Raw genomic sequence first — 24964 nt, forward strand, 5'->3', positions numbered from 1 at the left:
ACCGCACCACGCATCGCAATCGGCCGAACGGGTGGCCGGCTCGGCCCGGCGGGCCCCGGATGGGATAATCCTCCATATGCGCATCTACCTCGGCAGCGACCACGCCGGCTACGACCTGAAGAACCACCTCGTGACCTGGCTGACGGCCGCCGGGCACGAAGCCGTCGACTGCGGCCCGCACGCCTTCGACGCCCAGGACGACTACCCGCCGTACGTGATGCTGGCGGCCAGCAAGACCGCCGGCGACCCGGACGCCCTCGGCATCGTCATCGGCGGCTCCGGCAACGGCGAGGCGATCGCCGCCAACAAGATCCCCGGCATCCGCGCCGCCCTCGCCTGGAGCGAGGAGACCGCGCGGCTGGGACGGGAGCACAACAACGCGAACGTCGTCAGCATCGGCGCCCGCATGCACACCGAGGACGAGGCCACGCGCTTCGTCGAGGTCTTCGTCAGCACCCCCTTCTCCAACGAGGAGCGCCACGTCCGCCGCATCGAGATGATGAGCGAGTACGAGAAGAGCGGGGTGCTGCCGGCCCTGCCCGGTGCCGCCGGCTGAGGCACGACGGTCGCAAGAAGGCTGAGACGCGGAAGGGCCGCCCGGGGTGATCGGGTGGCCCTTTGTGCTGCTCGCGGCCGCTTCCGGGCGCTCCTGGTCGCCCCTGCTCGTTCCCGGTCTCTCCCGGTCCGCGGACTTTGGTCTACCTCTGACTCAACGCCCCGTGGTGATCCGCCTGCGCGTCACCTTGGCGATCCGCGATGAGTCGGTCAAAGGCCTCTTCAAGGACGTCGCCATAGCTCTTGCTGTCCGAGTACTCGACCACGGATCCGCGGTGGTCGGCCTGGTGGATCATCGTCCCGGCCTGGGCGACCAGCGCCACCGGCACCTTCAGCGCCTGCGCCAGCCCCAGCTCGTAGTAACAGCTGGGCCGCTCCAGACTCAGATCGGCGACGACACCGATCGAATGGGACAGCGCGGAGAGCGTCTCCTCCAGATCGAAATCCGCCCCGTGCGCCGAAAGATGATCCAAAGGGAAATGGACATCGATTCCCGCATGCACGGCAGCCGAGGAAAGAACCGCACGCTTCTCCTTGTAGTGCGGGTCAGACTGGACCGGCATGATGACGTACACATAAGGCGTCGTACTCACTGTTCCACTCCGACCCGGACCGCGCTGAAAGGCGAAAGGTGGCGGGTGACATCGCCCCAGCTCGAGGCCGCAAACACACACGTACCACCGAATACCAGGAGGAATATGAACATCATCGCCCTCGGGATGAAGTACTCGGCGGTCGACGAACTCAGCCCACGCACCGGAGCTATCCTACGCCGCCCCACCCGCTGCAGCGCCTGAAGCCGCTCCAGCTCCGCCCACTCCTTCTCGAAGCACCGGAACGAGACGACCCTGTCATCGTCCTCGTCGAATTTCACGAGCGGCGCCATGTCGTTGATTATCTTGAACTTCGCGGTGTTCAAAGCCTTGAAGTCGTCTATCTGCATTATCCACAAAGCACACATGAGCGTAGCCGTCCCGCTCAGGATAAGAACACCACAGATCCCCACGAACAAGAACGACTTGTGCGACGAGCTCCACGTGATCACCCCACCGGTCGCCAACAGCGTCGCGACCAGCACAGAATAATTCCACCGGTTCATCGACAGCCTGCGCTCAGTAACCTTCTCCGCAGACTCGTAGTACAGCTTGTACTCTTCAAAAGAAACCCGCGGAGCTGAGACCCGATTCGAACGCTGAGCCATCGCCCCTCCCCAGGCCTGCCGATCTCGGATGCTCGCGAGGATAGCCGAAGATCAGAGCCCGTACGCCGGACGGCCCGCGAGACGCCGAGAGCCCAGCTCCGCCGCGAGGGCCTGAGCTGGGCTCTGGAAGTACAGAGCGGATGACCGGGATCGAACCGGCACAATCTGCTTGGAAGGCAGAGACTCTACCATTGAGCTACATCCGCACCCGCGGTGCCGAAGCATCGCGCGTGCCTCTATCTTGGCACACTCGGCGCCTCCTTCTCACCCCGGTTCCCGGTCCGATGCGGTGAGCGCCACGCCATGCCGCAGTCGCCTCGCGCCCGGACCTCGCGGCGCGCGTCCGCCGCTAGGTGCGCCAGACCACTACGAGGGCGCGGTCGTCTTTGACGTTCGGGGCGACTTCGTTGATGAGGCGGTCGGCGCCGCCGGTGAAGCCGGGGGTGAGGCGGGTTTCGGCGGCGCCGAGGAGGCGGTCGAGGCCTTCGTCGAGGTCGCGGCCGGGGCGTTCTACGAGGCCGTCGGTGAAGAGGAGGAGGGCGTCGCCTCGGTCGAGGCAGCCTTCGGTGGCGGGGAATTCTGCGTCGTCGAGGATGCCCAGGAGGGGGCCTTCGGCTTCTTCGGTGGACCAGCGGCCGGTTTTGGCTGTCAGGCGGGCGATTGGGGGGTGGCCTGCGCTGTGGAAGCGGTAGTGGCCGGTTTCCAGTTCGACGACCAGGTGGACGGCGGTGGCGAAGCCTTCGTCCCAGTCCTGGCGGAGGAGGTACTTGTTCGCCGAGGCCAGGAAGTCGCGGGAGGGGACGGTGCCCAGGAGGCCGCCGAAGGCTCCCGACAGCAGGAGGGCGCGGGTGCCCGCCGCCAGGCCCTTGCCGCTGACGTCGACGAGGCCGAGTTCCAGGGTCTGGCCTTGGGTCGGGGGTTCGTCGGGGTCGGGAGCCGGTGCGGCGTGGGCGTGGGAGCGGGGGTGGGAGCCGGGGTCGGGATCGGAGGCGACGGCGGCCGGCGCGGAGGCGGCGGCCTGGCTCGCAGCGGTCGACCCGCCGGGCACACTGCTCGTCCCGATCGCGGTCGTCGCGGGCTCGGGGCGGCGCTGGGCCGGGAACGCCGGGTGCGAGAGTGCGGCGATGAGGAAGTCGCCGGCGAAGGACTGGCCGCCGGCCGAGCGGATCGACATGTCGACATGCCAGTCGGGCGGCAGGCGCGGCACCAGGCCCTGGGCCCGGAGGCGCTCCCGGAGGTCCAGGAGCATCGCCTCGCCGCGGGTGCCCTGGACGCCGAGGCGGAGCCGGGAGCGGGAGGTCAGTATCACCAGTGCCGCGGTGGCGAAGACGGCCAGGGCCGAGCCGAAGGCCACGCCGGCGCGCTCGCGGTGCCAGGACACGGCCATCAGGACCGCGATGCAGATCACCAGCAGGAGCAGCTGGCCGCGCAGCTTCATCAGCAGGCCGCCGGCCAGGACCGGCAGGGCGAGCATGGCCGGGGTCCAGGCCTCGGGGAAGGCCACCGTCAGCATGCCGAAGCCGACCGCCACCATCCCGAGGGCGGGCAGCAGGTACAGGTCCGAGGCCATGGCGTGGTCGGTCAGCCAGCGACCGGTCCTGCCCTCGGCGAGTCGGCCGCCGGCGAAGCGCCGGCGTCGCTTGGTGGCCGTGCGTCTGCCGGACTGCCCATTCCCCGAGTCCGCGGTCATGCGCGAACCATATCGGGAGTACGGCCCCTTCGTCACCCTGCGATCACAAGCCCGCACGGTGTGCGGTCGATCATCGGGCTCGAAGATCGTTTTTACCCTCGGGCTGCGGCCTTCTGACACGTCGGGCACCAGAACAGGTTCCGGTCGCGCACCCCGGCGGTCGCCACCGGCGTGCCGCAGACCAGACACGGCTGGCCGTCGCGGCGGTAGACGTACACCTCGCCGCCGTGGTCGTCCTTGCGCGGCGGACGCCCCATCGCCTCCGGCGTGTGCTGCGGCCAGACGGTGTCGATGCGGCCGATGCGCGCGCCCTCGGCCATCAGCACCACCAGGTCGTCCCACATCCCGTCCCACTGCTCGCGGGTGAGGTCGCGGCCCTTGCGGTAGGGGTCGAGTCCGGCGCGGAACAGCACCTCGGCACGATAGACGTTGCCCACGCCGGAGAGCACCGGCTGCTCCATCAGCAGCTCGGCGATGGTCAGGGAGCTGGCCGAGATCTTGCGCCAGGCCAGGTCCGGGTCGGCGTCGGCGCGCAGCGGGTCCGGGCCCAGGCGGCGCAGCAGGGCGGAGCGCTCGTCGGGGCCGTAGAGGTCGCACGCCGAGGCCCCGCGCAGGTCGGCGTGGCCGGACTTGCCCACCATCCGCAGCCGCACCTGGCCCACCACCGGACCGGGCGGTTCCTCCGCGACGTGGAACTTGCCGTACAAACCCAGGTGGACGTGGATCCAACGGTCGGGGCCGAAACCGATGAACAAATGCTTCCCGTGCGCTTCCGAACCGGCATACGGAAGATCTGCCACCAGCCGCGCACCGGCTTCAAAACGCCCCTGCGGGCTGCTGACCTCGAACAACGGCGATTCGGAGGTATGTTCGGGGGTGAAGACCGAGTCGAGTTTGCCGGCAAGACGGTGAATCACGTGACCTTCGGGCATACCTAAGGACACTACCCGTCCCCACTGACACTCGATCGCGACGAAGGCGGCAGCCTGATGACCATTGAGAGCCTCGGCCGCAAGAGCGGCCCCAAGCCCGGAGACCTCGGCGCGACACCGCGCCACAGCCGACGTCCGCAGCCGGAGACGAGGGGTGTGCCCACCGCGCGCCCCAAGCCGGCGCCGCCGCGGACGCCTCCGGGTATGGGAGAGGCGCGACGGGCCGTCCCGGCGCCGCCGACGCCGAGGGATCAGGGGCACCAGGGACCGCAGGCACAGCAGGGACAACAAGGGCAAGGCCAGGGACAAGGACAGGGACAAGAACAGGCCCAGGGCCGAGGACCGGGAGCAGTACCGGCGTCACCCGCCCAGATGCACGCTCAGGCTCAGGCACAGGCCCAAGCGCAGCCGCAGACCCAGTCCCGCGTCGGCGACGGAAAGCCGGCCAGGCCCCCCGAAGCCCAGACCACCCGCGATCGAGGCCCCGGACAGGCACCGGGCCAGCAGAAACCCCGCGGTCGCGGCGACGGAAAGACCGAGAACCGCGGAGAACGCTCCCTCTACGACGGCGGCTCTCCCTCCGCGAACCGCCTCGGTCCGGCGAAGGCGATGCGCGCGCGAGACGTTTCACGACCGCGGGACTGGTGATGGGGGGACACGGAGATATACGGCGAAGGCCCGGGACCGTCAGGTCACCGGGCCTTTTGCGTCATGTCGGGATGACAGGATTTGAACCTGCGACATCGTGCCCCCAAAGCACGCGCGCTACCAAGCTGCGCCACATCCCGCGGTCCTCGCGACAGCAGATTAGCACTGAGGTAGTCCTACAGTCCTGGCGCTTTTAGCGCTGGACGGCGGGAACCATGTAAGCGGTCCCCGCCGGTTGCGCACCTCTATAGCGCCCTCCCCATAGACGACCCCGCGCAGGGGCTACCCAGGGCGCTACCGAGCTCTTCGCTAGTCGAAGATCGGGCCCTGAGTCCGGGTCCGCTTGAGCTCGAAGAACCCGGGGGTGGAGGCCACCAGGAGGCAGCCGTCCCACAGCTTGCCCGCGTCCTCGCCCTTCGGCGCCGGGGTCACGACCGGGCCGAAGAAGGCCACGCCGTTCACCGCGACGACCGGGGTGCCGACGTCCTGGCCGACCAGGGTGATGCCCTCGGAGTGGGACTTGCGCAGCGCCTCGTCGTAGCGGTCGGTGTCGGCGGCGTCGGCGAGGGAGGCCGGCAGGCCGACCTCCTCCAGCGCCTCGACGATCACCTCGCGGGTGTACTCGCGGCCGCCGGGGTGGTGCCGGGTGCCCAGCGCCGTGTAGAGCGGGAGCACGTACTCGTCGCCGTGCTCCTGCTGCGCGGCGGTGACCACGCGGACCGGGCCCCAGCCGCGGTCCATCATCTCGCGGTAGTTCTCGGGCAGGTCGTCGCGCTTCTCGTTGAGGACCGACAGCGACATGACGTGCCAGCGCACGTCGACCGGCCGGGACTTCTCCACTTCCAGCATCCAGCGGGAGGTCATCCAGGCCCAGGGGCACAGGGGGTCGAACCAGAAGTCGGCCACGGCGCGGGCGGCGGCCGTTTCGGGGGTAGGAGAGCTCATGTCCGATGCCAACACCATCGGACCTGCGGCTAATCCCGCAGGCGCCCGCGAGGGCGATCGTGCGAGGATCGATGGCAGTTATTTCGACTCGAAGCGACAAGGAGCCGTGCAAGGGTGCCCGGTACTAATCTGACCCGCGAAGAAGCCCAGGAGCGCGCGGCGCTGCTGGAGGTCCAGTCCTACGAGGTGAGTCTGGACTGGACCCACGCCCCCGATCCGGAGGCGAAGACCTACACATCGGCCACCAAGGTACGGTTCCGGGCGACCACCCCCGGCGCCTCGACGTTCATCGACCTGATCGCCCCGAACGTGCGGGAGATCACGCTGAACGGGCAGCCGGTCGATCCGGCCGAGGCCTTCAAGGACAGCCGCATCGCGCTGGCGAACCTGCAGACGGACAACGAGCTGCTGGTGGTCGCCGACTGCGCGTACACGAACAGCGGCGAGGGCCTGCACCGGATGATCGACCCGGTGGACGGCGAGGCGTATCTGTACACGCAGTTCGAGGTGCCGGACTCGCGGCGGGTGTTCGCGGCGTTCGAACAGCCGGACCTGAAGGCCACCTTCGCCTTCACCGTGCAGGGCCCCGACTCGTGGCAGATCTTCTCGAACTCCCCCACCCCGGCGCCGGAGTCGCGGGGCGACGGCACGGCCGTGTGGGCGTTCGAGCGGACGCCGCGGATCTCCTCGTACATCACCGCGCTGGTCGGCGGGAAGTACCACGTCGCGCGTTCGGAGCACACCACCCGGCGGGGCCAGAAGATCCCGCTGGCGGTCGCGGTGCGCACCTCGCTGGCCGAGTACCTGCGCCCCGAGGAGATCTTCGAGGTCACCGGGCAGGGCTTCGACTTCTTCACCGAGAAGTTCGACCGCGACTACCCGTTCGCCAAGTACGACCAGCTCTTCGTGCCCGAGTTCAACGCCGGGGCCATGGAGAACGCCGGCTGCGTCACCTTCCGCGAGGAGATGATCTTCCGCTCGAAGGTCACCGACGCCGCCTACGAGCAGCGCGCCGAGGTCATCCTGCACGAGATGGCCCACATGTGGTTCGGCGACCTGGTCACCATGCAGTGGTGGAACGACCTGTGGCTCAACGAGTCCTTCGCCACCTTCACCTCCTTCTACGCGCAGTCCGCCGCGACCCGCTTCAAGGACGCCTGGACCACCTTCGCCAACGGCGAGAAGTCCTGGGGCTACCGCCAGGACCAGCTGCCCAGCACGCACCCGATCGTCGCGGAGATCAGCGACCTCGAGGACGTGATGGTCAACTTCGACGGCATCACCTACGCCAAGGGCGCCTCGGTCCTGAAGCAGCTGGTGGCCTGGGTCGGCGACGACCACTTCTTCGAGGGCGTGCGCGCCTACTTCAACCGCCACGAGTGGGGCAACACCACGCTGGCGGACCTGCTCGGCGCGCTGGAGGAGACCTCCGGCCGCGACCTGAAGGAGTGGGCGAAGGCCTGGCTGGAGACCGCCGGGCCGAACACCCTTCGCCCGGTCTACGAGGTCGATGCCGCCGGCAACTTCACCTCGTTCGCGGTGGAGCAGGAGGGCTTCTCCGAGCAGTTCCCGACGCTGCGGCCGCACCGCCTGGCCATCGGCCTGTACAACCTGGTGGACGGCTCCCTGGAGCGCACCGACCGGGTCGAGCTGGACGTCACCGGCGCCCGCACTGAGGTCGCCGACCTGATCGGCAAGGCCCGCCCGGCGCTGGTCCTGCTCAACGACGACGACCTCACCTACGCCAAGATCCGCCTGGACGAGCACTCGATGGCGACCCTGGTGCAGCACGTCGGCGACTTCGCCGAGTCGCTGCCCCGCACCCTGTGCTGGGGCGCCGCGTGGGACATGCTGCGCAACGCCGAGCTGGCCGCGCGCGACTACCTCCAGCTGGTCCTCGGCGGGATCGGCCGGGAGTCCGACATCGGCGTGGCTCAGCTGCTGCAGCGGCAGGCCAAGTCCGCCGTCGAACTGTTCACCGACCCGGCGTGGCGCCCGACCGGCCAGGCCCTGCTCGCCGACGCCTCCTGGGAGCACCTGCAGGCCGCCGAGCCCGGCTCGGACTTCCAGCTGGCCTGGGCCCGCTCCCTGGCCGGCACCGCGGTGACCGACGAGCAGCTGGCCTACGTCGCCGGCCTGCTGGACGGCTCGCAGACGCTGCCGGGCCTGACCATCGACACCGAGCTGCGCTGGACGCTGCTGATGGCGCTGGTGGTCGGCGGCAAGGCGGACGCCCCGGAGATCGACGCCGAGCTGGAGCGGGACAAGACCGCGGCTGGCGAGCGCTACGCGCTCCAGGCCCGCGCCGGACGCCCGACCGCCGAGGCCAAGGCCGAGGCATGGGCTTCCGTGGTGGACGGCGACACGCTGGCCAACCACACGGTCGCCTCGGTGATCGGCGGCTTCCAGTCGGTGCCCGCGGACAAGCGCGAGGATCTCCTCAAGCCGTACGTCGCGAAGTACTTCGCCTCGGTCGAGGGCGCCTGGGACTCGCGCACGCACGAGATCGCCACGCAGATCGCGACCGGCCTGTATCCGACCTTCGTGATCGAGCAGGCCACGCTGGACGCCACGCAGGCGTTCCTGGACAGCGCGCAGCCGGTGCCGGCGTTGCGGCGGCTGATCGTGGAGGCCGCGGACAGCATCGGCCGCTGCCTGAGGGCTCAGGAGAAGGACCGCTCGGCGGCCTGAATCCGGTGAGCTGAGCCGGGACACATCCGGCAGGCACGAAGCGGCCCGGGCGGGGAGAACCCGCCCGGGCCGCTTTCTCACGTACTGACGTACTTGCTGCCGCATGCTCAGTGCTCGCGGACGAGCGCCGGCACAGCCGCTTACAGCTGCCTGCCGCTGCTACTGCTACCCCTACCGCCGCTTACGGCTGGTCGGCGTGCAGCACCGGCGCCTTCTGCGCGTGCTCCATCAGCGACCCGAGGCCGTTGACGAGGCCGCCGGCGAGGTCGCCGAGCGCGAAGGTGGAGGCCATGGCGGCCGCGGCCAGGCCGGCGGCGCGGTCGTCGACCCGGCGCTTGGCGTCCACGCCGGTCACGATCCGCAGCTGGTTGCGGCGCGGGTCGACGACGACCAGCACGGCGCCGTCGGCGTCGGGCAGCTGCCGGTGCAGCCGGACCGCCTGGGCGTGCAGGTCGCCCTCGACGGAGCCGACGTAGACCGAGAACTTCAGGCCGGTCTGCTGCTCGGCGGTGGCGATCGCCTTGGCGATGTCCTGCTCCTGACCGGCGGTGAAAGCGTCACCAGCGGGCACTGGCGCCTCCTTCGGTCTGGGCCTCGGAGTAGGCCACGAGTTCCTTCAGCGAGGTGCCGGTCAGCGCGCGGTCGGCGGAGTCGCCGTGCTCGTCGCGCGGGCCGCCGAACCAGACCGGTGCCGCCCACCAGCTCAGCTGGTGCGGCCGGTACCGGCTGCCGCGGGCGATCGACGGGGCCATCACCAGCAGCGCGATCACGCAGAAGATCGCAGCCGGGATGCCGATGTAGACGAGGATGGTGGCGACGGCGGACATGCCCGGGCCGGGGTCGTCGCCCGCGTCCCTGTGCAGGGCGAACGCCGGGGACGCCAGCAGCAGGGGGACCGCCGCCAGCGAGCCGAGGGTCGCCGTACGCAACGCCCGGCGCGTCCGCGCTTCGGGGGTGGTCGGTGGTTTCACACTTCCACCGTATCTGACGTGGTCTCACGCCTGAAAAGCAGGGGCCGCCCCCGGCGAACCGGGGACGGCCACCACACGGTGTGCGGGTCAGAGATTCAGGTCAGGCGGCCGCGAACGCGCCGTCCAGCCCGGAGCCCTTGGGCTCACCGCCGTACGCCTCGAGATAAGGCGACCAGCGCGGGTCCTGTCTTCCTGAGGACAGGATCCGCCAAGCCGAACCGGCGGGCTGGGCCGGGGGCTTGCGCATGCGCCACCCCAGGTCCGGCAACGGACGGTCCGCCTTCACATGGTTGCAGCGCCGGCAGGCCGAGACGACGTTGTCCCAGGCGTGCTGTCCGCCGCGCGAGCGCGGGATCACATGGTCGATGCTGGTCGCGGGCGCGTCGCAGTAGACGCACCGGCCACCGTCGCGAGCGAAGATCGCACGCCGCGTGAGCGGCACCGCCCGGCGGTTCGGGACCCTGATGTAGCGGGTCAGACGGATCACCGAGGGCGCGGGCATCGACCAGGTGGCCGCGTGGAGCAGGTCGCCGGATCCCTCAAGGGTGACGGCCTTGTCGCTGAGGATCAGAACCACTGCGCGGCGTTGGCTCACGACGCATAACGGCTCATATGAAGCGTTCAAAAGAAGTGCGTGCGGCACTGGTGCCTCCTGACCGAGTCCGACGCGTGGCTCGCGCCGGAGCTAACGTTTCCGCCCCGCTTCCAACGCACCCCTCGGTGCGGCTGATGCCTCAGCAGGCGCATCATCGCACGTCGGAGCGCGTGTCCACGGATCGGCTCACGGGTAGATCCAGTCTGTCCGCTGTTGTGGTTCCCGCGCTACCAGATTTCACGCACATCTTCAAAATCATGTGTCACGAGTGGGTTAACACAGATCGACCACAAGACATAGTCTTCTGAGGCATGTCGTCCTTTGTTTACCCGCAGGCCGAGCGCACCGCCGCGGTGGACCACCTGCACGGTCGTGACGTCCCCGACCCTTACCGCTGGCTGGAAGACCCCGAGGACCCCCGGACCGTCGCCTGGAGCGCGGCGCAGGACACGCTTTTCGCCGAAGCACAGCAGGGCTGGACCGCCGCCCCGGCCTTCGCCGAGCGGCTGACCGAGCTGATGGGCACCGGGGACGTCTCGACGCCCTACTGGCGCGGCGAACGGCGCTTCCTGATCCGGCGGCTGCCCGGCCAGGAGCACGCGGTGCTGCTCGTGGTGGACGCCGACGGCACCGAGCGGGTGCTGGTCGACCCGGCGGCACTGGACCCCTCCGGCACCACGACGCTGGACGGCTGGCAGCCCTCGAAGGAGGGCGACCGCCTGGCCTACCTGATCTCGGAGGCCGGGACCGAGGAGTCGGTCCTGTACGTGATCGACGTGGCCACCCTGGAACGGCTCGACGGCCCGATCACCCGGGCCCGCTACACGGAAGTGGGCTGGCTGCCCGGCGGCGAGGCCTACTACTACGTCCGCAAGCCGCACCCCGACACGGTTCCCGAAGGGGACGAGCAGTACCACCGCCGCGTCAAGCTGCACAAGGTCGGGACCGACCCCGACGCGGACGACATCGAGATCTTCGGCGAGGGCCAGCCCAAGACCAACTACTACAGCGCGTCGGTCACCCGGGACGGCCGCTGGCTGACCGTGGACATGCACGCCGGCACCGCACCGCGCAACGACATCTACGTCGCCGACCTGACCGCGAGCTCCCCCGAGCGCCCCGCGCTGGTCCCGGTGCAGGTCGGGCTGGACAACCTGACCTCGGTCGCGATCTGCGCGGCCGACTCCCCGCTGGCCGGCAGCGCGCTGATCTGGACCGACCGGGAGGCGCCGCGCGGCCGGATCTGCGTGGCTCCGGTCGGCGACCTCAGCTATGACAACTGGCGCGAGCTGATCCCGGAGGACCCCGAGGCGGTCCTGGACTCCTACGCACTGCTGGACGGCCCGGAGCTGGAGCGGCCGCTGCTGGTCGTGGCCCGCACCCGGCACGCGGTCGGCGAGCTGGCGCTGCACGACGCCCGCACCGGCGAGAAGGTCGGCGAGATCCCGCTGCCCGGCCTGGGCACGCTGTTCAGCCTCAGCACCCGGCCCGAAGCCGCCCACGAGCTCTGGTTCGCCTACACCGACTTCACCACGCCGACGCAGATCCACCACTTCGACGCCCGCACCGGCCGGACCACGCTGTGGGAGGCGACGCCGGGCGAGGTGGAGATCCCCGAGGTCCGTACCCGGCAGGTCACGTACATGTCGAAGGACGGCACCGCGGTGCGGATGTTCGTCATCGACGACGGCGGGTCCGAGCCCGAGTCCGAGTCCGAGCCCGGAGACGGCGCGGGCAGCAGCCCTGACTCCGCCGGTCCCAGGCCGACCATCCTCTACGGCTACGGCGGCTTCAACGTCCCGCAGACCCCGGCCTACAGCGCACGCATCCTGGCCTGGGTGCAGGCCGGCGGCACGTACGCGGTCGCGAACCTGCGCGGCGGCTCGGAGGAGGGCGAGGAGTGGCACCGCGCCGGGATGATGGAGAACAAGCAGAACGTCTTCGACGACTTCCACGCCGCCGGCGACTGGCTGGTCGAACACGGCGTGACGACGCGCGAACAGCTCGGCATCTTCGGCGGCTCCAACGGCGGGCTGCTGGTCGGCGCGGCGCTGACCCAGCATCCTGAGAAGTACGCTGCGGTGGTCTGCTGGGCACCGCTCCTGGACATGATCCGCTATGAGCGGTTCGGCCTCGGCGTCACCTGGAACGAGGAGTTCGGCACCGCCGAGGACCCCGAACAGTTCGGCTGGCTGATCGCCTACTCGCCGTACCACCACGTGCACGAGGGCACGGCCTACCCGGCCACGCTGTTCCCGGTCTTCGACAGCGACAGCCGCGTCGACCCGCTGCACGCGCGCAAGCTGGCCGCCGCGCTCCAGCACGCCACCTCGGCTCCGATCGCGGACCGGCCGGTGCTGCTGCGCCGGGAGTCCGAGGCGGGGCACGCGGGCCGCAGCGTGTCCAAGGTCGTGGGCGTCTACGCGGACATGTGGGCCTTCCTCGCCGCCCAGCTCGGACTGGAGGTCACGCGCGCCGGCGTGGAAGTCTGACCGCATGGATCTTCGAGTACTCACCGAGCCGCAGCAGGGTGCGACCTACGAGACCCTGCTGCGGGTCGCGCGCGCCGCCGAGGACCTGGGCTTCGACGGCTTCTTCCGGTCCGATCACTACCGGGCCGGCGGCGTGGCCGACGGCCTGCCGGGGCCCACCGACTGCTGGACCACGCTGGCCGGGTTGGCGCGCGAGACGAAGCGGATCCGTCTGGGCTCCCTGGTGACGCCGGTGGCGTTCCGGCTCCCGGGGCCGCTGGCGATCCAGGTCGCGCAGGTGGACCAGATGTCCGGCGGCCGGATCGAGCTGGGGCTGGGCACCGGCTGGGACGCCGCCGAGCACGCCGCGTACGGGATCCCGTTCCCGGAGCGCCGGTTCGACCTGCTCGAGGAGCAGCTGCGGATCGTCACCGGCCTGTGGCGGACGCCGCGCGGCGAGAAGTTCTCGTTCAAGGGCGAGCACTACGAACTCACCGACTCCCCCGCGCTCCCCAAGGCGGCGCAGCGCCCGCATCCGCCGATCATCGTCGGCGGCCGCGGTCCGAAGCGGACGCCGCGGCTGGCCGCGATGTACGCGTCCGAGTACAACTCGAACTTTCGGCCGTCGGACCAGGTGGCGGAGAGTTATGTCCGGGTGCGGGAGGCTTGTGCGGCGGTCGGGCGCGATCCCGGCACCCTGACGCTGTCCGTGACCCTGGTCGTGGCCTGCGGACGGACCCCCGCGGAGATCGAGAAGCGGGCCGACGCGATCGCCGGCAAGGCGGCGGCGAACCAGGTCGTGCTGCGTTTGACGCCGGCGCAGCTCGTCGAAAAACTTGGCGAATATCACGCCGCCGGCGCGCGCCGCGTCTACCTGCGCACCTTCGACCTCGACGACCTGGACCACCTCGCGCTGATAGCGAACGACGTACTTCCGCTCATCCGCATCCTCTAATGTGGCGATGTTTTCGTACGTCTTCCCCATGACCCCGTGAGGCCCCGAACCACGTGTCCGTCGCAGTTTCCCCTCTCGCCGCCGCGCACAGGGCCCCGACGCCCGGAACACCCGGAACGCCCGGCGCGCCGTCGACCAGCCCGACCGACTCGATGACAACGAAGGTGGTGCATGTGAGCAACTGGTTCAGCGACCACTCGGGACTGATCGTCTCGGACACGATCGCGATCGTGTCGATCATCGTCGTCTCGCTGATCATCCGGAAGGTCACCCTGACCTTCATCAGGCGGGCCGTGGACAAGGCCGCGATGCGCGCCGAGTCCAAGCCGGGGCGCTTCCTGGAGTCCGGGCTGCTGATGGGCGCCGAGCGGCGGATGCAGCGCACCCGGGCGCTGGGCGGCGTGCTCGGCAGCATCGCCAGCGTGACCATCATGATCATCGCGGCCCTGATGATCATCGACCAGCTGCGCATCTCCACCGGGCCGATCCTGGCCTCGGTCGGCGGCCTGTCGGTGGCGATCGGCTTCGGCGCCCGGGACGTGGTCACCGACCTGCTCGCCGGGATATTCATGATCATGGAGGACCAGTACGGGGTCGGCGACTTCATCGACGCCGGCGACGCCAAGGGCACCGTGGAGGAGGTCGGGCTGCGGGTCACGCAGCTGCGCGACATCGACGGCGTGGTCTGGTACGTCCGCAACGGCACGATCAAGCGGATCGGCAACCAGTCGCAGGGGCACGCGCGGGCCATCGTGGACGTGCCGGTCGCCTACACCGAGACCCCCAACCGGGTCCGCGACATCATGGTCGAGACCGCGCACCAGCTGTTCGAGGACCCGATGTGGAAGGACAGCTTCCTGTCCGAGGCGCCGACCGTGGCCGGCATCGAGTCCATCGAGGGCGACCACATGATGATGCGCGTCAGCATGCGCACCGCCCCGCGCGCCAGCTCCGAGGTGGCGCGGGAGTTGCGTTCGCGGCTGCTCCACGCGTTCGACGAGGCCGGGGTGAAGGTCGGCCTCACCGCCGCCAGCGGGACCAACGGCGCCGAGGACGCGGTCGCCGCGGCGCCGCACGTGCCGCAACCCCTGAAGAGTCCATCGAACGGTTGACCCCGGGGTTCAACCGGTAGCACCTCATGCCGTGACCGCCTCCAGGGCCACCGTAGGAGGCATGACCACAGCACTGCGCGTCAGGGGACTGCGCAAGAACTACGGGGACGCCGCGGCGCTCGCCGGCGTCGATCTGGACGTCGCCGCCGGCGAGGTCTTCGCACTGCTGGGACCGAACGGCGCGGGCAAGAGCACCGCCGTTGAGATCCTGGAGGGGTTGCGGGGGCGCGACGCGGGCGAGGTGTCGGTGCTGGGCGTGGACCCGGCCCAGGCGGACCACCGGTGGCGGGCCCGGATCGGGGTCGTGCTGCAGGAGGCCAAGGACTTCACGATGCTGCGGGTCGGGGAGGCCGTGCGGCAGTTCGGCGCCTACTACCCGGCGCCGCGCGACCCCGCCGAGGTGATCGCGGCCGTGGGGCTCACCGAGCAGACCCGGACCCTCACCTCGCGGCTGTCCGGGGGCCAGCGGCGGCGGCTGGACGTGGCGCTCGGCATCGTCGGCGGTCCGGAACTGCTGTTCCTGGACGAGCCGACGACCGGCTTCGACCCGGCCGCGCGGCGGCAGTTCTGGGAGCTCATCCGCTCGCTGCGCACCGCCGGGACCACCATCCTGCTCACCACGCACTATCTGGACGAGGCCGAGGCGCTGGCCGACCGGGTCGGCGTGCTGTCCAAGGGACAGCTGGTCGAGGTGGACGCGCCGGAGCGGCTCGGCGGGCGGGACCGGGCCGCCGCGATCGTGTCCTGGGAGGAGGACGGCCGGCGCCGCGAGGAGCACACCGCGGAGCCGACGCGGTTCGTCGCAGAGCTCTCGACGCTGTTCCGGGGCGAGATCCCGGGGCTGTCGGTGGTGCGGCCGTCGCTGGAGGACATCTATCTGGGCCTGATCGGGGCGGACGAGGAGAGTGCGCGATGAGCGCGGTGACCGGGCAGACAGTCGAGTCGGTGGGGGCCGCGGTGGGGACGACTGAGGCCGTGGCCCGCCAGCGCGCCACGCTGAGCGAGGTCTGGCGGATCGGCCGGGTCCGGATGGCCGTCGAGGTGGTGCAGCTGACCCGCAACACCGGGCTGCTGATCTACACCTTCGCGCTGCCGGTGGTGATGCTGCTGCTGTTCGGCTCGATCTTCCGGGGGAAGATCGACGGGACCTCGGCGACCTACCAGCAGGTCTACGCGACCGGGATGATCGGGATGTGCGTCATCAACGGCGCGCTGCAGAACCTGGCGTTCCAGGTGGCCACCGAGCGCCACACCAAGGCGCTGAAACGGCTGCGGACCACCCCGATGCCGGCCGCGTCGTACTTCCTGGGCAAGGTGGCCTCGGTCCTGGCCTCGACGGTCGCGCAGGTCACCGTCATGCTGCTGGTCGGGGTGACGGTGATGGGGCTGAAGCTGCCCGCCTCGCCGGGGCCGTGGATCACCTTCACCTGGGTGCTGATACTCGGCTGCACGGCGTGCAGCCTGCTGGGGATCGGGCTGAGCAGCCTGATCCGGTCGGAGAACGGCTCGGCGATCGTCTGGCTGCCGATCATGGTGTTGCAGTTCATCTCGGGGGTGTTCATCCTGTTCTCGCAGCTGCCCAAGCCGGTCCAGGAGATCGGCGCGATGTTCCCGATCAAGTGGCTGTGCCAGGGGATGCGCTCGGTGTTCCTGCCGGACTCGTTCAAGGCCGTCGAGCCCGCCGGGTCCTGGGAGCACGGGCGGCTCGCCCTGGTGCTGGCGGCCTGGTGTGTGATCGGCTTGGCGCTGTGCCTGAAGACGTTCAGCTGGCGGGGAAGGGACGACGGGTGACCGAGCCCGCGGCGACGGCGGCTGGGCCCGAGGGCCCGGTCGCTGTCCCGGCGTCCGCACAGGCCGGTGTCGGGGCGGCGGCGAGCCGGGGCGGCGGTGACGGCGGTGACGGCGGTGGCGGCGACACCAGCACCGGCACCGGCACCGGCGCTGGCGCTGGTGGCATCGCCGGCACCGACGGCGGCGCGGCACGGGCCGACCGTTCCGGGTCCGCGACCAGCCCGACGGTGGCCGAGGACAGCCGCGAGTCCTTCCGCTCGTGGACGCGCATCGCCCGGCTGTGGGCCGTGGCCTGGCACTTCGCGCTGCTGGTCAGCGTGGTGCTGGTGGTCATCGGCAGGCAGCCGCTGTGGCTGCTGGTCCTGATCGCCGCGATGTCGGCCTCGTACCTGCTGCTGGAATACCCCTGGCTGCTCGACCGGGCGCCCCGCCGGGCGGTCTACTACCACCTGGCCATCGCCTCCGCGCTCTCCTTCGTCCTGGTCTGGGTCGATCCCAGCCTGACCTTCCTGGCGAGCATCGTCCTGTCCCAGTTCTCGCCGCTGACCGGGTTCCGGATCCGGGGTCTGGCGACCATGGCGGGCGTGGCGGCGGTGCTGACCCTGCCGATCCTGCTCCGAGGCGGCGTGAGCTGGGGCGGCCTGGCCGGCTGGGTCCTGACCGCCGGATCGGCGCTGCTGGTCAACCTGTTCATCGGCGGTTTCTTCGTGGAGATGCTGAACGACAACGACCGGCGCGGCGCGCTCATCCGCGAGTTGGAGGACACCCGCGAGGAGCTGGAGCGGGCCCACCACGAGGCCGGGGTCCGCGAGGAGCGCGAGCGGCTGGCCCGCGAGATCCACGACACCCTGGCACAGGGGTTCACCAGCCTGCTGATGCTGATCCAGGCCGCCGACGCGACGCTGGACACCGACCCGGCCACCACCCGCCAACGCCTGGACCTGGCCGCCCGGACCGCCCGCGAAAACCTCGCCGAGGCCAGGGCCCTGATCGGCGGAGACCCGACCGCGGGACTCCCGCTGGACGCGGCGTTGCGGAGGGCGGCGGCGCGGATCGGCGAGGAGCTGGGCATGGCCACCTCGGTCGACATCGGCGGGAGCCCGCGCGCGCTGACCGCCAACGTCCAGGTGGTGACGCTGCGGATCGCGCAGGAGGCTCTGGCGAACGTCCGCAAGCACGCGCAGGCCGCGACGGTGACGGTCTGGCTGACCTACGGCGCCGAGCAGCTGACGCTGGCTGTGGAGGACGACGGGGTCGGCATGCCCGAGACCCCTTGCAAAGGCTTCGGCCTGCGCTCGATGCGCGAGCGCGTCGAGCAGGTCGGCGGAGCCCTGACCATCACCAGCGCGCCCGGCGCCGGGACCCGAGTGGGGGCGGAGGTGCCTTATGAGTGACGGCGCGCGTGCGGAAGCTGCGGGATCGGCGAGGGCTGCGGGGCCGGCGGGATCGGCAGGATCCGCAGGCCCGACCGGCGCAGGAAGCTCAGCCCGACTTGAGTCCCCCTTCGGCTCCGCTCCCCCGAGTCTCCGGGTCCTGATCGTCGACGACCACCCGGTGGTCCGGGCCGGCCTGACCGGCATGCTGGCCGCCGAACCGGACCTGGACGTGGTCGCCGAGGCCGCCGACGGCGCCGAGGCCGTGCGCCTGGCCCTGGAGCTGGCGCCCGACGTGGTCCTGATGGACCTGCGGATGGCCGGGATGGACGGCGTCGAGGCCACCGCCCGGCTGGCCGCCGAGGCCCCGGCGATCAAGGTGCTGATCCTGACCACCTACGACACGGACGCCGACATCGTCCGGGCCGTCGAGGCCGGGGCGACCGGCTACCTGCTCAAGGACACCCCGCGCGCGGACCTGGCCGAGGCCGTGCGGCTGGCCGCCCGCGGCGAGACGGTCCTGGCCCCCGCGGTGGCCGCCAAGCTGGTCAGCCGCATGCGCCAGCCCGCCGCGCAGCCGCTGACGCCGCGCGAGCGCGAGGTGCTGGCGCTCGTCGCCCGAGGCCTGGCCAACGCCGAGATCGGGCGCGAGCTGTTCATCAGCGAGGCCACGGTGAAGACCCACCTGGTCCGGGTCTTCGGCAAGCTCGGCGTGGACGACCGCACCGCCGCGGTGACGAAGGCGATGGCCCAGGGCCTGCTCTGATGGGGGTATGACCCCCGAGGAAGCCCGCACTGTTTTCCTGCGGCAGCCGCACGCGATCCTGGCCACCGCGGACGCTTCAGGCGTCCCTCACCTGGTCCCGGTAGTGTTCGCCGAGATCGGCGACGGCCTGGCGCTGGTGGTGGACCACAAGCCCAAGCGCAGCACGGATCTGAAGCGTTTGCGGAACATCGCGGCGAACCCACACGTCTCCTTATTGACGGAGCACTACGACGCCGACTGGGACGCCCTGTGGTGGGCCCGGGCCGACGGCACCGCGCGGGTCAGCCCGCTGACGCCCGACGTGCTCGCCGCGTTCCAGCGGAAGTACGCGCAGTACCGCGCGACGCCGCCGCAGGGGCCGGCGGTCGCGGTGGCCGTCGCGAGGTGGTCGGGGTGGTCAGCGTGGTCGGGGTGGTCAGCGCAGCAGCCGGAGCGGCCGTCGACGTGGCCGCGCCGGGGGGCTCGGGGGAAAGACTCTTGACGAGTGTGAGCAGGACCGCTAACCTGCCTTTTCGTTAGTAAACTTTCCTAATAGATGCCCACCGGCACCGGGAAGCGGGGAGGAGAATGCCGCCGTGGCCAATCCTGACACCACCCCCGGCACCCCCCGCCTGTTGCGGTCCATCAACGACCGGTCGGCCCTGGAGCTGCTCCTGGAGCACGGACCGCTCACCCGCACCCGGATCGGCGCGCTGACCGGACTGTCCAAGCCCACCGCCAGCCAGCTGGTCGACCGGCTGCTGACCGCCGACCTGATCGTCCCGGCCGGCACCGCCGCCGGCGGCCCCGGACCCAGCGCGCAGCTGTACGCGGTGAACCCCAGCGCCGGCCACGCCGGCGGGGTCGACGTCACCCACACCCGGGTCACCGCCGCCGTCGCCGATCTGGCCGGCGAGGTGGTCGGCGAGTTCGAGGTGCCGGTGGTCGGGCGCAGCGCGGCCGGCAGCGTGGAGCGCGTGCGCGACGCCCTGCACGGCGCCGCCGAGGCCGCCGGGATCGCCCCGGAGGCGGTGCGGCACGTGGTGATCGGCGTCCCCGGCGCCCCGCACCCGCAGACCGGGCAGCTCGGGTTCGCCCGCGACCTGCCGGGCTGGCACGGCGGCAACCTGAGCCGGCTGCGCGAGCTGCTGGGGGTGCGGGTCGAGGTGGAGAACGACGTCAACCTCGCCGCCATCGCCGAGCAGCACCTGGGCCAGGCCCGCGGCGCCGACGACTTCGTGGTGTTCTGGATGGGCAACGGCATCGGGCTGGCGATCGTGCAGGACGGCCGGTTCGTGCGCGGCGCGACCGGCGGCGCGGGCGAGATCGGCTACATGCCGGTCGCCCTGGATCCGCAGGACCCGCTGGCCCGCTCGGCCAAACCGGTGAAGAACACCTTCCAGAACATCGCCGGCCGCCCGGCCGTCCTGCTGCTGGCCCGCGACCACGGCATCCGCGTGGACGACCACGCCGAGGCCGTCCGGCGCGCGGTGGAGACCGGCAACACGGCGATGCTGACCACCCTGGCCCAGCGCACCGCGCGCGGGCTGGCCCCGGTCCTGGCCGTCCTGGACCCCTCGCTCGTCGTCCTGTCCGGCGGCACCCTGCGCGCCGGCGGCGACCTCCTCAAAGACCTGATCACGCACGAGCTGCACGCGGTGGCGGTTCCCCGCCCGACGCTCGCGGTGTCCACCGTGGAGGGCAACCCGGTCCTGGCCGGAGCCATCCACGCGGCACTGCGGACGGTGCGCGAAGACCTCTTCAACCGCGGGGTGTAGCCGCGCGTATGGACGCCATGGACCGGGACAGGAGCCTGATATGAAACTCGCCGTCGTAGGCGGAGGATCGACGTACACGCCGGAGCTGGTGGACGGCTTCGCGCGGCTGCGCGACACCCTGCCGCTCACCGAACTCGCGCTGATAGACCCGGCCGCGGACCGGGTGGAGCTGATCGGCGGGCTGGCCCGCCGGATCTTCGCCAAGCAGGGGCACCCGGGCGTGGTCACCACGCACACCGAGCTGGAGTCCGGCATCGAGGGCGCGGACGCGGTACTGCTCCAGCTGCGGGTCGGCGGGCAGACCATCCGGAACGTCGATGAGACCTTCCCGCTGGAGTTCTGCTGTGTCGGCCAGGAGACCACCGGGGCCGGCGGCTTCGCCAAGGCGCTGCGGACCGTGCCGGTGGTGCTGGACATCGCCGAGCGCGTCCGGCGAATAGCCCCGCAGGCCTGGATCATCGACTTCACCAACCCGGTCGGCATCGTCACCCGCGCGCTGCTGGACGCCGGGCACCGCGCGGTCGGGCTGTGCAACGTGGCCATCGGCTTCCAGCGCCGCGCCGCCGCGCACCTGGGGGTGGAGCCGTCGCGGATCAAGCTGGACCACGTCGGTCTCAACCACCTGACCTGGGAGCGCGGGTTCTACCTGGACGGCACGGACTTCCTGCCGAAGTACCTCGGCGAGGCGCTGGACGAGGTCGCGCACGACATCGAGCTGCCGGCCGAGCTGATCAGCCGGCTCGGCGCGATCCCCTCCTACTACCTGCGCTACTTCTACGCCCACGACATCGTGGTCAAGGAGCAGATCGACCAGGTCGCCAAGGGCGAGAACCGGGCCAAGGCGGTCGCGGCGGTGGAGGCCGAGCTGCTGGCGCAGTACGCCGACCCGACGCTGGACACCAAGCCGGAGGCGCTGAGCAAGCGCGGCGGCGCGTTCTACTCCGAGGCGGCGGTCGAGCTGCTCGCCTCGCTGCACGGCGACCTCGGCGAAGAACTGGTCGTCAACGTCCGCAACGCCGGCACCTTCCCGTTCCTGGCCGACGACGCGGTGATCGAGGTCCCCGCGATCGTGGACGCCTCCGGGGTCCGCCCGGCGCCGCTGCGCGCACCGATCGAGCCCTTGTACCGCGGCCTGATCGGACACGTTTCCGCCTACGAGGAGCTGGCCGTCGAGGCCGCGATCAAGGGCGGCGTGGACCGGGTCCGCACCGCGATGCTCGCGCACCCGCTGATCGGCCAGGCCGACCTGGCGGACAAGCTGGCCGACTCGCTGGTCGCCAAGAACCGCGACTTCCTGCCGTGGGCGTGACCGGGGCGGCCGTCCTGGCGATCGACGGCGGGAACAGCAAGACCGAGGTGGCGCTGGCAACGGCGGACGGCACGGTGCTGGCCTGCGTCCAGGTCGGCGGCTTCACGCCGCACCTGGACGGCATGGCCGGGGCGGTGTCGGTGGCCGGGCAAGGCGTGGCGCTGATCCGCGCCGAGCTGGGGCTGCCGGCCGACCGGCCGGTGGCCGAGCTGCTGGCCGCCTACGTCGCCGGAGCGGACTTCCCGGTCGAGGTCGAGGCGCTGACCGCGGAGTTCGCCGGGCGCGGCTGGGCCGAGCGCACCGTCGTCGACAACGACTCGTTCGCGCTGATGCGCTCGGGGACGTCGCGGCCCTGGGGTGTGGCCGTGGTCTGCGGGGCGGGCATGAACTGCGTCGGCATCGCCCCGGACGGCCGCCACGCGCGGTTCCCGGCGATCGGCACGGTCTCCGGCGACTGGGGCGGCGGCCCGGGCATCGGCGAGACCGCGCACTGGTTCGCGGTGCGCGCCGAGGACGGCCGGGGAGCCCCGACGGTGCTGCGCAAGGCGGTGGCCGAGTACTTCGGCTGCGCCTCGATGGCCGAGCTGGTGGAGGCCATCCACTTCGGCCGGATCGCCGACGACCGCTTCGGCGAGCTGGCGCCGCTGGTGTTCGAGGTCGCCGGGCTCGGCGACGAGGTGGCGCTGTCGATCGTGGAGCGGCTGGCCGACGAGGTCTGCGCGCTGGCGTTCGCCGCGATGGGCCGGCTGGACCTGATGGACTCCGAGGTCGAGGTGGTGCTCGGCGGCGGGGTGCTGCGGGCCCGGCAGCCGCTGCTGACGGCCGGCATCGACCGGCGGTTCGCCAAGCGGGCGCCGCGCGCGGTGCTCACCGTGGCGGAGGAGCGGCCGATCCACGGCGCGGTGCTGCTGGGGCTCGACGAGCTGGCCCGGCGGTAGATGTACGGGCCCCGGTACGCCGGGGTTCGTCTCCTGAGATGGCTGGGGCCCCTGTCGTATCGACAGGGGCCCCAGTCATTGGTGCGTTTCACAGACCGCTCGCTGCCCGGCGGGCTCGGCGGCCCGGCGGGCTCAGCGGGCTCAGACGAGCGCGGCGTCCAGCGTGATCGACGGGACGCCGGCCAGCGCCTTGGACACCGGGCAGTTCGCCTTGGCGTTCTCGGCGGCGGCCTGGAAGTCCTCGGCGCTCAGGCCGGGCACCGAGGCGCGGACCACGAGGCGGATGCCGGTGATGCCCTCGCCGGGCTGGAAGTCGACCTCGGCGTGCGTGTCGACCTTCTCCGGCGGGGTGCCGGCGCCGGCCAGGCCGTGCGACAGCGCCATCGAGTAGCAGGTGGCGTGCGCGGCCGCGATCAGCTCCTCGGGGCTGGTCTGGTCCGCCGCCTCGGTGGCGCGCGACGCCCAGGTGACGTCGAAGGTGCCGCTGTGCGACGAGGCCAGCGTGACGTTGCCCTTGCCGTCGAGGAGGCTGCCCTCCCAGTGCGTGTCGGCCTTGCGCGTAGTCGCCATGGGTGTCCCTACCTTCTTCCTTGCAACAGTCGAAAGCTCCTGACGCGATCCTCTCACGCGGCCGTCGGGTGTGCTCAGCCGATCCGTTTGAACACGTAAACGTTGTTCACACTGTCGGCGAACACCTCTTCGTAGTCGTAGCTGGGGTGCCGTGTGCGGACGAATTCCAGCGGGGACGACTGCCCGTACCAGCCTGTGCGATCCAGGTCGAAGGCCTCGTACTCGGGCGGATCGATGATGTTCGGGTTGCCGATCCACAGCGTCTGCGTGCGCGCCGCCAGTGCGGGCAGCATCTCTATGGTGGTCTCCACAGTGACTCCTGAGGGGACCTTCGCTTCGGCACGCTTTATGGCCTGGGCACGTGCGCTGGGGAACCAGGTCTGGTGGTGCAGCAGGTCCTGGAGCGGAAAGGACTGCGTCAGCGCCGCGGCGATCGCGAGCATGGCGACGGCGCCGTGCTTGAGTTGGGCGTCGCCTATGGTGCGGAGCCAGGTCTGCTTTCGCTCTTGCTCGCGGGACTCCTTCATCAGGATCAGACCGTGTATAGCCGCGGCAAAGACCACGACCATGGGGACGACGCTGTAGTGGAAGTCGGTGCCCCAGTAGGACGGCATGACGTTCACGAAGCGAGCCACCAGCGCCGGGACCGCGAGCAGGACCAGCGGGGACCGGAGCGCGATGAAGGCGACCGGGACGAGCGTCATGAGGATCGTGCGCTCTTTGTCGCCGATGCCGTTCATGAATTGTTGGGGAACACATGTGAGGAGCTTGCCGACGCCGGCGTGGAGTCTGGGGTCGAGGCAGCCGCCCTCGTTCCAGTACTCGTAGACGCCGTTGGGGTTGAAGTGCGGTATGACGATCTTCACCAGGAAGGAGGTCGTCAGGACTCCCAGGGCGACGCCGGAGACGAGGGTCGCCCCTTGGGTGACGCGGCGTCCGCTGAAGCGGGTGCGGGCCACGACCATGGCGATGATGATCGGGACCAGTAGCGCGAGGTCTTCTTTGACGAACAGCAGCGGGAGCGCCCACAGGATGGTCTTGCGGTACTCGCCACGGATGTAGGCACAGAGGCTGAACGCTAAGGCGGGGACCGCGAAGGCCACCTCATGGAAGTCGAAGTTCGCCGCCTGGACGACGCCCCAGGACAGTCCGTAGGCGATACCTATGGCGTATCCCTGATAGCGGCCCACGAGGTCGATGGCGGTTCTGGTGAGCGGGACGGCTGCCACCGCGAGGAGGACGGACTGCGCCACGAGGAGGGTGATCGGCGTCGGGAAGACGCGGAAGAACGGGCCCAGGAGCATCAGGACCGGGTGCCAGTGGTCGCCGAGGAGGTTCATGTCCTGACCCCGGATGGCGGTCATGGGCGCCTGGAAGTGGGCGTAGTCGCGGACCGCTTCCGTGAAGATGCCGAGGTCCCAGGACATGGATTCGCGGCGTTCGTAACGGAGGATGGAGATCAGCGCATAGAGGGTGAAGGCCCCGGTTGCTATGAGCCAGGGAGCGAAGCGCGCGATCTTGGCCGGCGGCTCCTCCGACTGCGTGTCCGGCTGCTCTTCCGCTTCCGTTTCGAGGGGTTCTGGAGAGAGATCTTGGGGGCTCTGCAGGGGTTCTTCACGGGACGTCTGTGCCGGGAAATCCGCTCGATCAACCCCCCGCATCGGTTTTGCGAACCCCGTATCCAGCGCTTTTGA

The 24964-nt window shown here is 70.6% G+C and carries 23 protein-coding genes and 2 tRNA genes; 13 read left to right on the forward strand and 12 right to left on the reverse strand.

Translation table 11 applies throughout. The features are described 5' to 3' along the window. Nucleotides 1-76: 76 nt before the first annotated feature. On the forward strand, nt 77-556 hold the full coding sequence (locus tag ABH920_RS08970; protein ID WP_370348410.1) for a ribose-5-phosphate isomerase: 480 nt from the start codon (nt 77-79) through the stop codon (nt 554-556). Between the two features lie 142 nt (nt 557-698). Here the strand turns inward: ABH920_RS08970 and ABH920_RS08975 are convergent, their stop codons facing one another. The 7 genes from ABH920_RS08975 to ABH920_RS09005 form a co-directional block, all read right to left on the reverse strand. Then, complete coding sequence (locus tag ABH920_RS08975) at nt 699-1130, reverse strand: hypothetical protein (RefSeq protein WP_370348411.1); 432 nt, start codon at nt 1128-1130, stop codon at nt 699-701. 14 nt (nt 1131-1144) lie between these two features. Further along, the gene (locus tag ABH920_RS08980) at nt 1145-1756 is read right to left on the reverse strand and encodes a hypothetical protein (protein WP_370348412.1); all 612 of its coding nucleotides are present in this window, start codon (nt 1754-1756) and stop codon (nt 1145-1147) included. 135 nt (nt 1757-1891) lie between these two features. Further along, nucleotides 1892-1962: transfer RNA gene (locus ABH920_RS08985), tRNA-Gly, on the reverse strand. A 143-nt stretch (nt 1963-2105) separates the two neighbouring features. Then, nucleotides 2106-3446 (reverse strand): PP2C family protein-serine/threonine phosphatase, encoded by a 1341-nt coding sequence (locus ABH920_RS08990; RefSeq protein WP_370348413.1) that lies wholly within the window; start codon nt 3444-3446, stop codon nt 2106-2108. A 92-nt stretch (nt 3447-3538) separates the two neighbouring features. After that, a complete protein-coding gene (locus tag ABH920_RS08995; protein WP_370348414.1) occupies nt 3539-4378 on the reverse strand; it encodes an Fpg/Nei family DNA glycosylase in 840 nt (279 codons plus the stop codon). A gap of 714 nt (nt 4379-5092) precedes the next feature. Further along, a tRNA-Pro gene (locus ABH920_RS09000) sits at nt 5093-5166 on the reverse strand. Nucleotides 5167-5335: 169 nt separating this feature from the next. After that, entirely contained in the window at nt 5336-5971 is a 636-nt protein-coding gene (locus tag ABH920_RS09005; RefSeq protein WP_370348415.1) for a disulfide bond formation protein DsbA, read from the reverse strand. Nucleotides 5972-6085: 114 nt separating this feature from the next. Here ABH920_RS09005 and pepN point away from each other — a divergent pair, with 114 nt between their 5' ends. Beyond that, nucleotides 6086-8662, forward strand: coding sequence for an aminopeptidase N (gene pepN, locus ABH920_RS09010; RefSeq protein WP_370348416.1), 2577 nt, complete (start codon nt 6086-6088; stop codon nt 8660-8662). Nucleotides 8663-8843: 181 nt separating this feature from the next. Here the strand turns inward: pepN and ABH920_RS09015 are convergent, their stop codons facing one another. The 3 genes from ABH920_RS09015 to ABH920_RS09025 form a co-directional block, all read right to left on the reverse strand. Next, nucleotides 8844-9233: a DUF5130 family protein gene (locus ABH920_RS09015; protein ID WP_370348417.1), complete on the reverse strand. Its 390-nt coding sequence runs from the start codon at nt 9231-9233 to the stop codon at nt 8844-8846. Then, a complete protein-coding gene (locus ABH920_RS09020; protein ID WP_370348418.1) occupies nt 9220-9633 on the reverse strand; it encodes a hypothetical protein in 414 nt (137 codons plus the stop codon). The genes ABH920_RS09015 and ABH920_RS09020 overlap by 14 nt, the downstream gene beginning before the upstream one ends. A gap of 100 nt (nt 9634-9733) precedes the next feature. After that, entirely contained in the window at nt 9734-10276 is a 543-nt protein-coding gene (locus tag ABH920_RS09025; protein ID WP_370348419.1) for an HNH endonuclease, read from the reverse strand. 263 nt (nt 10277-10539) lie between these two features. Between ABH920_RS09025 and ABH920_RS09030 the strand changes: the two genes are divergently transcribed. The 11 genes from ABH920_RS09030 to ABH920_RS09080 all read left to right on the forward strand — a co-directional run bounded on the left by ABH920_RS09030 (nt 10540) and on the right by ABH920_RS09080 (nt 22700). Continuing rightward, complete coding sequence (locus ABH920_RS09030; RefSeq protein WP_370348420.1) at nt 10540-12720, forward strand: prolyl oligopeptidase family protein; 2181 nt, start codon at nt 10540-10542, stop codon at nt 12718-12720. Nucleotides 12721-12724: 4 nt separating this feature from the next. Next, on the forward strand, nt 12725-13654 hold the full coding sequence (locus tag ABH920_RS09035; protein ID WP_370348421.1) for an LLM class F420-dependent oxidoreductase: 930 nt from the start codon (nt 12725-12727) through the stop codon (nt 13652-13654). 173 nt (nt 13655-13827) lie between these two features. After that, complete coding sequence (locus ABH920_RS09040; protein WP_370348422.1) at nt 13828-14766, forward strand: mechanosensitive ion channel family protein; 939 nt, start codon at nt 13828-13830, stop codon at nt 14764-14766. Between the two features lie 61 nt (nt 14767-14827). Next, a complete protein-coding gene (locus tag ABH920_RS09045; RefSeq protein ID WP_370348423.1) occupies nt 14828-15682 on the forward strand; it encodes an ABC transporter ATP-binding protein in 855 nt (284 codons plus the stop codon). Further along, nucleotides 15679-16557: an ABC transporter permease gene (locus ABH920_RS09050; RefSeq protein ID WP_370348424.1), complete on the forward strand. Its 879-nt coding sequence runs from the start codon at nt 15679-15681 to the stop codon at nt 16555-16557. Before ABH920_RS09045 ends, ABH920_RS09050 begins: the two co-directional genes overlap by 4 nt. Continuing rightward, the gene (locus ABH920_RS09055; RefSeq protein ID WP_370348425.1) at nt 16554-17951 is read left to right on the forward strand and encodes a sensor histidine kinase; all 1398 of its coding nucleotides are present in this window, start codon (nt 16554-16556) and stop codon (nt 17949-17951) included. The genes ABH920_RS09050 and ABH920_RS09055 overlap by 4 nt, the downstream gene beginning before the upstream one ends. Nucleotides 17952-18090: 139 nt before the next feature. Next, a complete protein-coding gene (locus tag ABH920_RS09060; protein WP_370348560.1) occupies nt 18091-18696 on the forward strand; it encodes a response regulator in 606 nt (201 codons plus the stop codon). A 7-nt stretch (nt 18697-18703) separates the two neighbouring features. Further along, a complete protein-coding gene (locus ABH920_RS09065; RefSeq protein ID WP_370348426.1) occupies nt 18704-19177 on the forward strand; it encodes a TIGR03668 family PPOX class F420-dependent oxidoreductase in 474 nt (157 codons plus the stop codon). A 94-nt stretch (nt 19178-19271) separates the two neighbouring features. Further along, nucleotides 19272-20453, forward strand: coding sequence for an ROK family protein (locus tag ABH920_RS09070; protein WP_370348427.1), 1182 nt, complete (start codon nt 19272-19274; stop codon nt 20451-20453). A 40-nt stretch (nt 20454-20493) separates the two neighbouring features. Further along, entirely contained in the window at nt 20494-21762 is a 1269-nt protein-coding gene (locus ABH920_RS09075) for a 6-phospho-beta-glucosidase (RefSeq protein WP_370348428.1), read from the forward strand. Then, complete coding sequence (locus tag ABH920_RS09080) at nt 21753-22700, forward strand: N-acetylglucosamine kinase (RefSeq protein WP_370348429.1); 948 nt, start codon at nt 21753-21755, stop codon at nt 22698-22700. Before ABH920_RS09075 ends, ABH920_RS09080 begins: the two co-directional genes overlap by 10 nt. 141 nt (nt 22701-22841) lie before the next feature. Here ABH920_RS09080 and ABH920_RS09085 read toward each other — a convergent pair whose 3' ends face one another. Both ABH920_RS09085 and ABH920_RS09090 read right to left on the reverse strand, forming a co-directional pair. After that, on the reverse strand, nt 22842-23270 hold the full coding sequence (locus ABH920_RS09085; RefSeq protein WP_370348430.1) for an OsmC family peroxiredoxin: 429 nt from the start codon (nt 23268-23270) through the stop codon (nt 22842-22844). A gap of 74 nt (nt 23271-23344) precedes the next feature. Then, the gene (locus ABH920_RS09090) at nt 23345-24697 is read right to left on the reverse strand and encodes a DUF2079 domain-containing protein (RefSeq protein WP_370348431.1); all 1353 of its coding nucleotides are present in this window, start codon (nt 24695-24697) and stop codon (nt 23345-23347) included. Nucleotides 24698-24964 lie beyond the last annotated feature (267 nt).

The sequence above is a fragment of the Catenulispora sp. EB89 genome, assembly GCF_041261445.1.
Lineage (GTDB): Bacteria > Actinomycetota > Actinomycetes > Streptomycetales > Catenulisporaceae > Catenulispora.

What these genes read in the sequence shown, in the direction of transcription:
- ABH920_RS08970 (WP_370348410.1), top strand. Translation starts at nt 77, where the DNA reads ATGCGCATCTACCTCGGCAGCGACCACGCCGGCTACGACCTGAAGAAC.
- ABH920_RS08980 (WP_370348412.1), bottom strand. Translation starts at nt 1,756, where the DNA reads ATGGCTCAGCGTTCGAATCGGGTCTCAGCTCCGCGGGTTTCTTTTGAA.
- ABH920_RS08990 (WP_370348413.1), bottom strand. Translation starts at nt 3,446, where the DNA reads ATGACCGCGGACTCGGGGAATGGGCAGTCCGGCAGACGCACGGCCACC.
- ABH920_RS08995 (WP_370348414.1), bottom strand. Translation starts at nt 4,378, where the DNA reads ATGCCCGAAGGTCACGTGATTCACCGTCTTGCCGGCAAACTCGACTCG.
- ABH920_RS09005 (WP_370348415.1), bottom strand. Translation starts at nt 5,971, where the DNA reads ATGAGCTCTCCTACCCCCGAAACGGCCGCCGCCCGCGCCGTGGCCGAC.
- ABH920_RS09030 (WP_370348420.1), top strand. Translation starts at nt 10,540, where the DNA reads ATGTCGTCCTTTGTTTACCCGCAGGCCGAGCGCACCGCCGCGGTGGAC.
- ABH920_RS09035 (WP_370348421.1), top strand. Translation starts at nt 12,725, where the DNA reads ATGGATCTTCGAGTACTCACCGAGCCGCAGCAGGGTGCGACCTACGAG.
- ABH920_RS09045 (WP_370348423.1), top strand. Translation starts at nt 14,828, where the DNA reads ATGACCACAGCACTGCGCGTCAGGGGACTGCGCAAGAACTACGGGGAC.
- ABH920_RS09050 (WP_370348424.1), top strand. Translation starts at nt 15,679, where the DNA reads ATGAGCGCGGTGACCGGGCAGACAGTCGAGTCGGTGGGGGCCGCGGTG.
- ABH920_RS09065 (WP_370348426.1), top strand. Translation starts at nt 18,704, where the DNA reads ATGACCCCCGAGGAAGCCCGCACTGTTTTCCTGCGGCAGCCGCACGCG.
- ABH920_RS09075 (WP_370348428.1), top strand. Translation starts at nt 20,494, where the DNA reads ATGAAACTCGCCGTCGTAGGCGGAGGATCGACGTACACGCCGGAGCTG.
- ABH920_RS09085 (WP_370348430.1), bottom strand. Translation starts at nt 23,270, where the DNA reads ATGGCGACTACGCGCAAGGCCGACACGCACTGGGAGGGCAGCCTCCTC.
- ABH920_RS09090 (WP_370348431.1), bottom strand. Translation starts at nt 24,697, where the DNA reads ATGTCCTGGGACCTCGGCATCTTCACGGAAGCGGTCCGCGACTACGCC.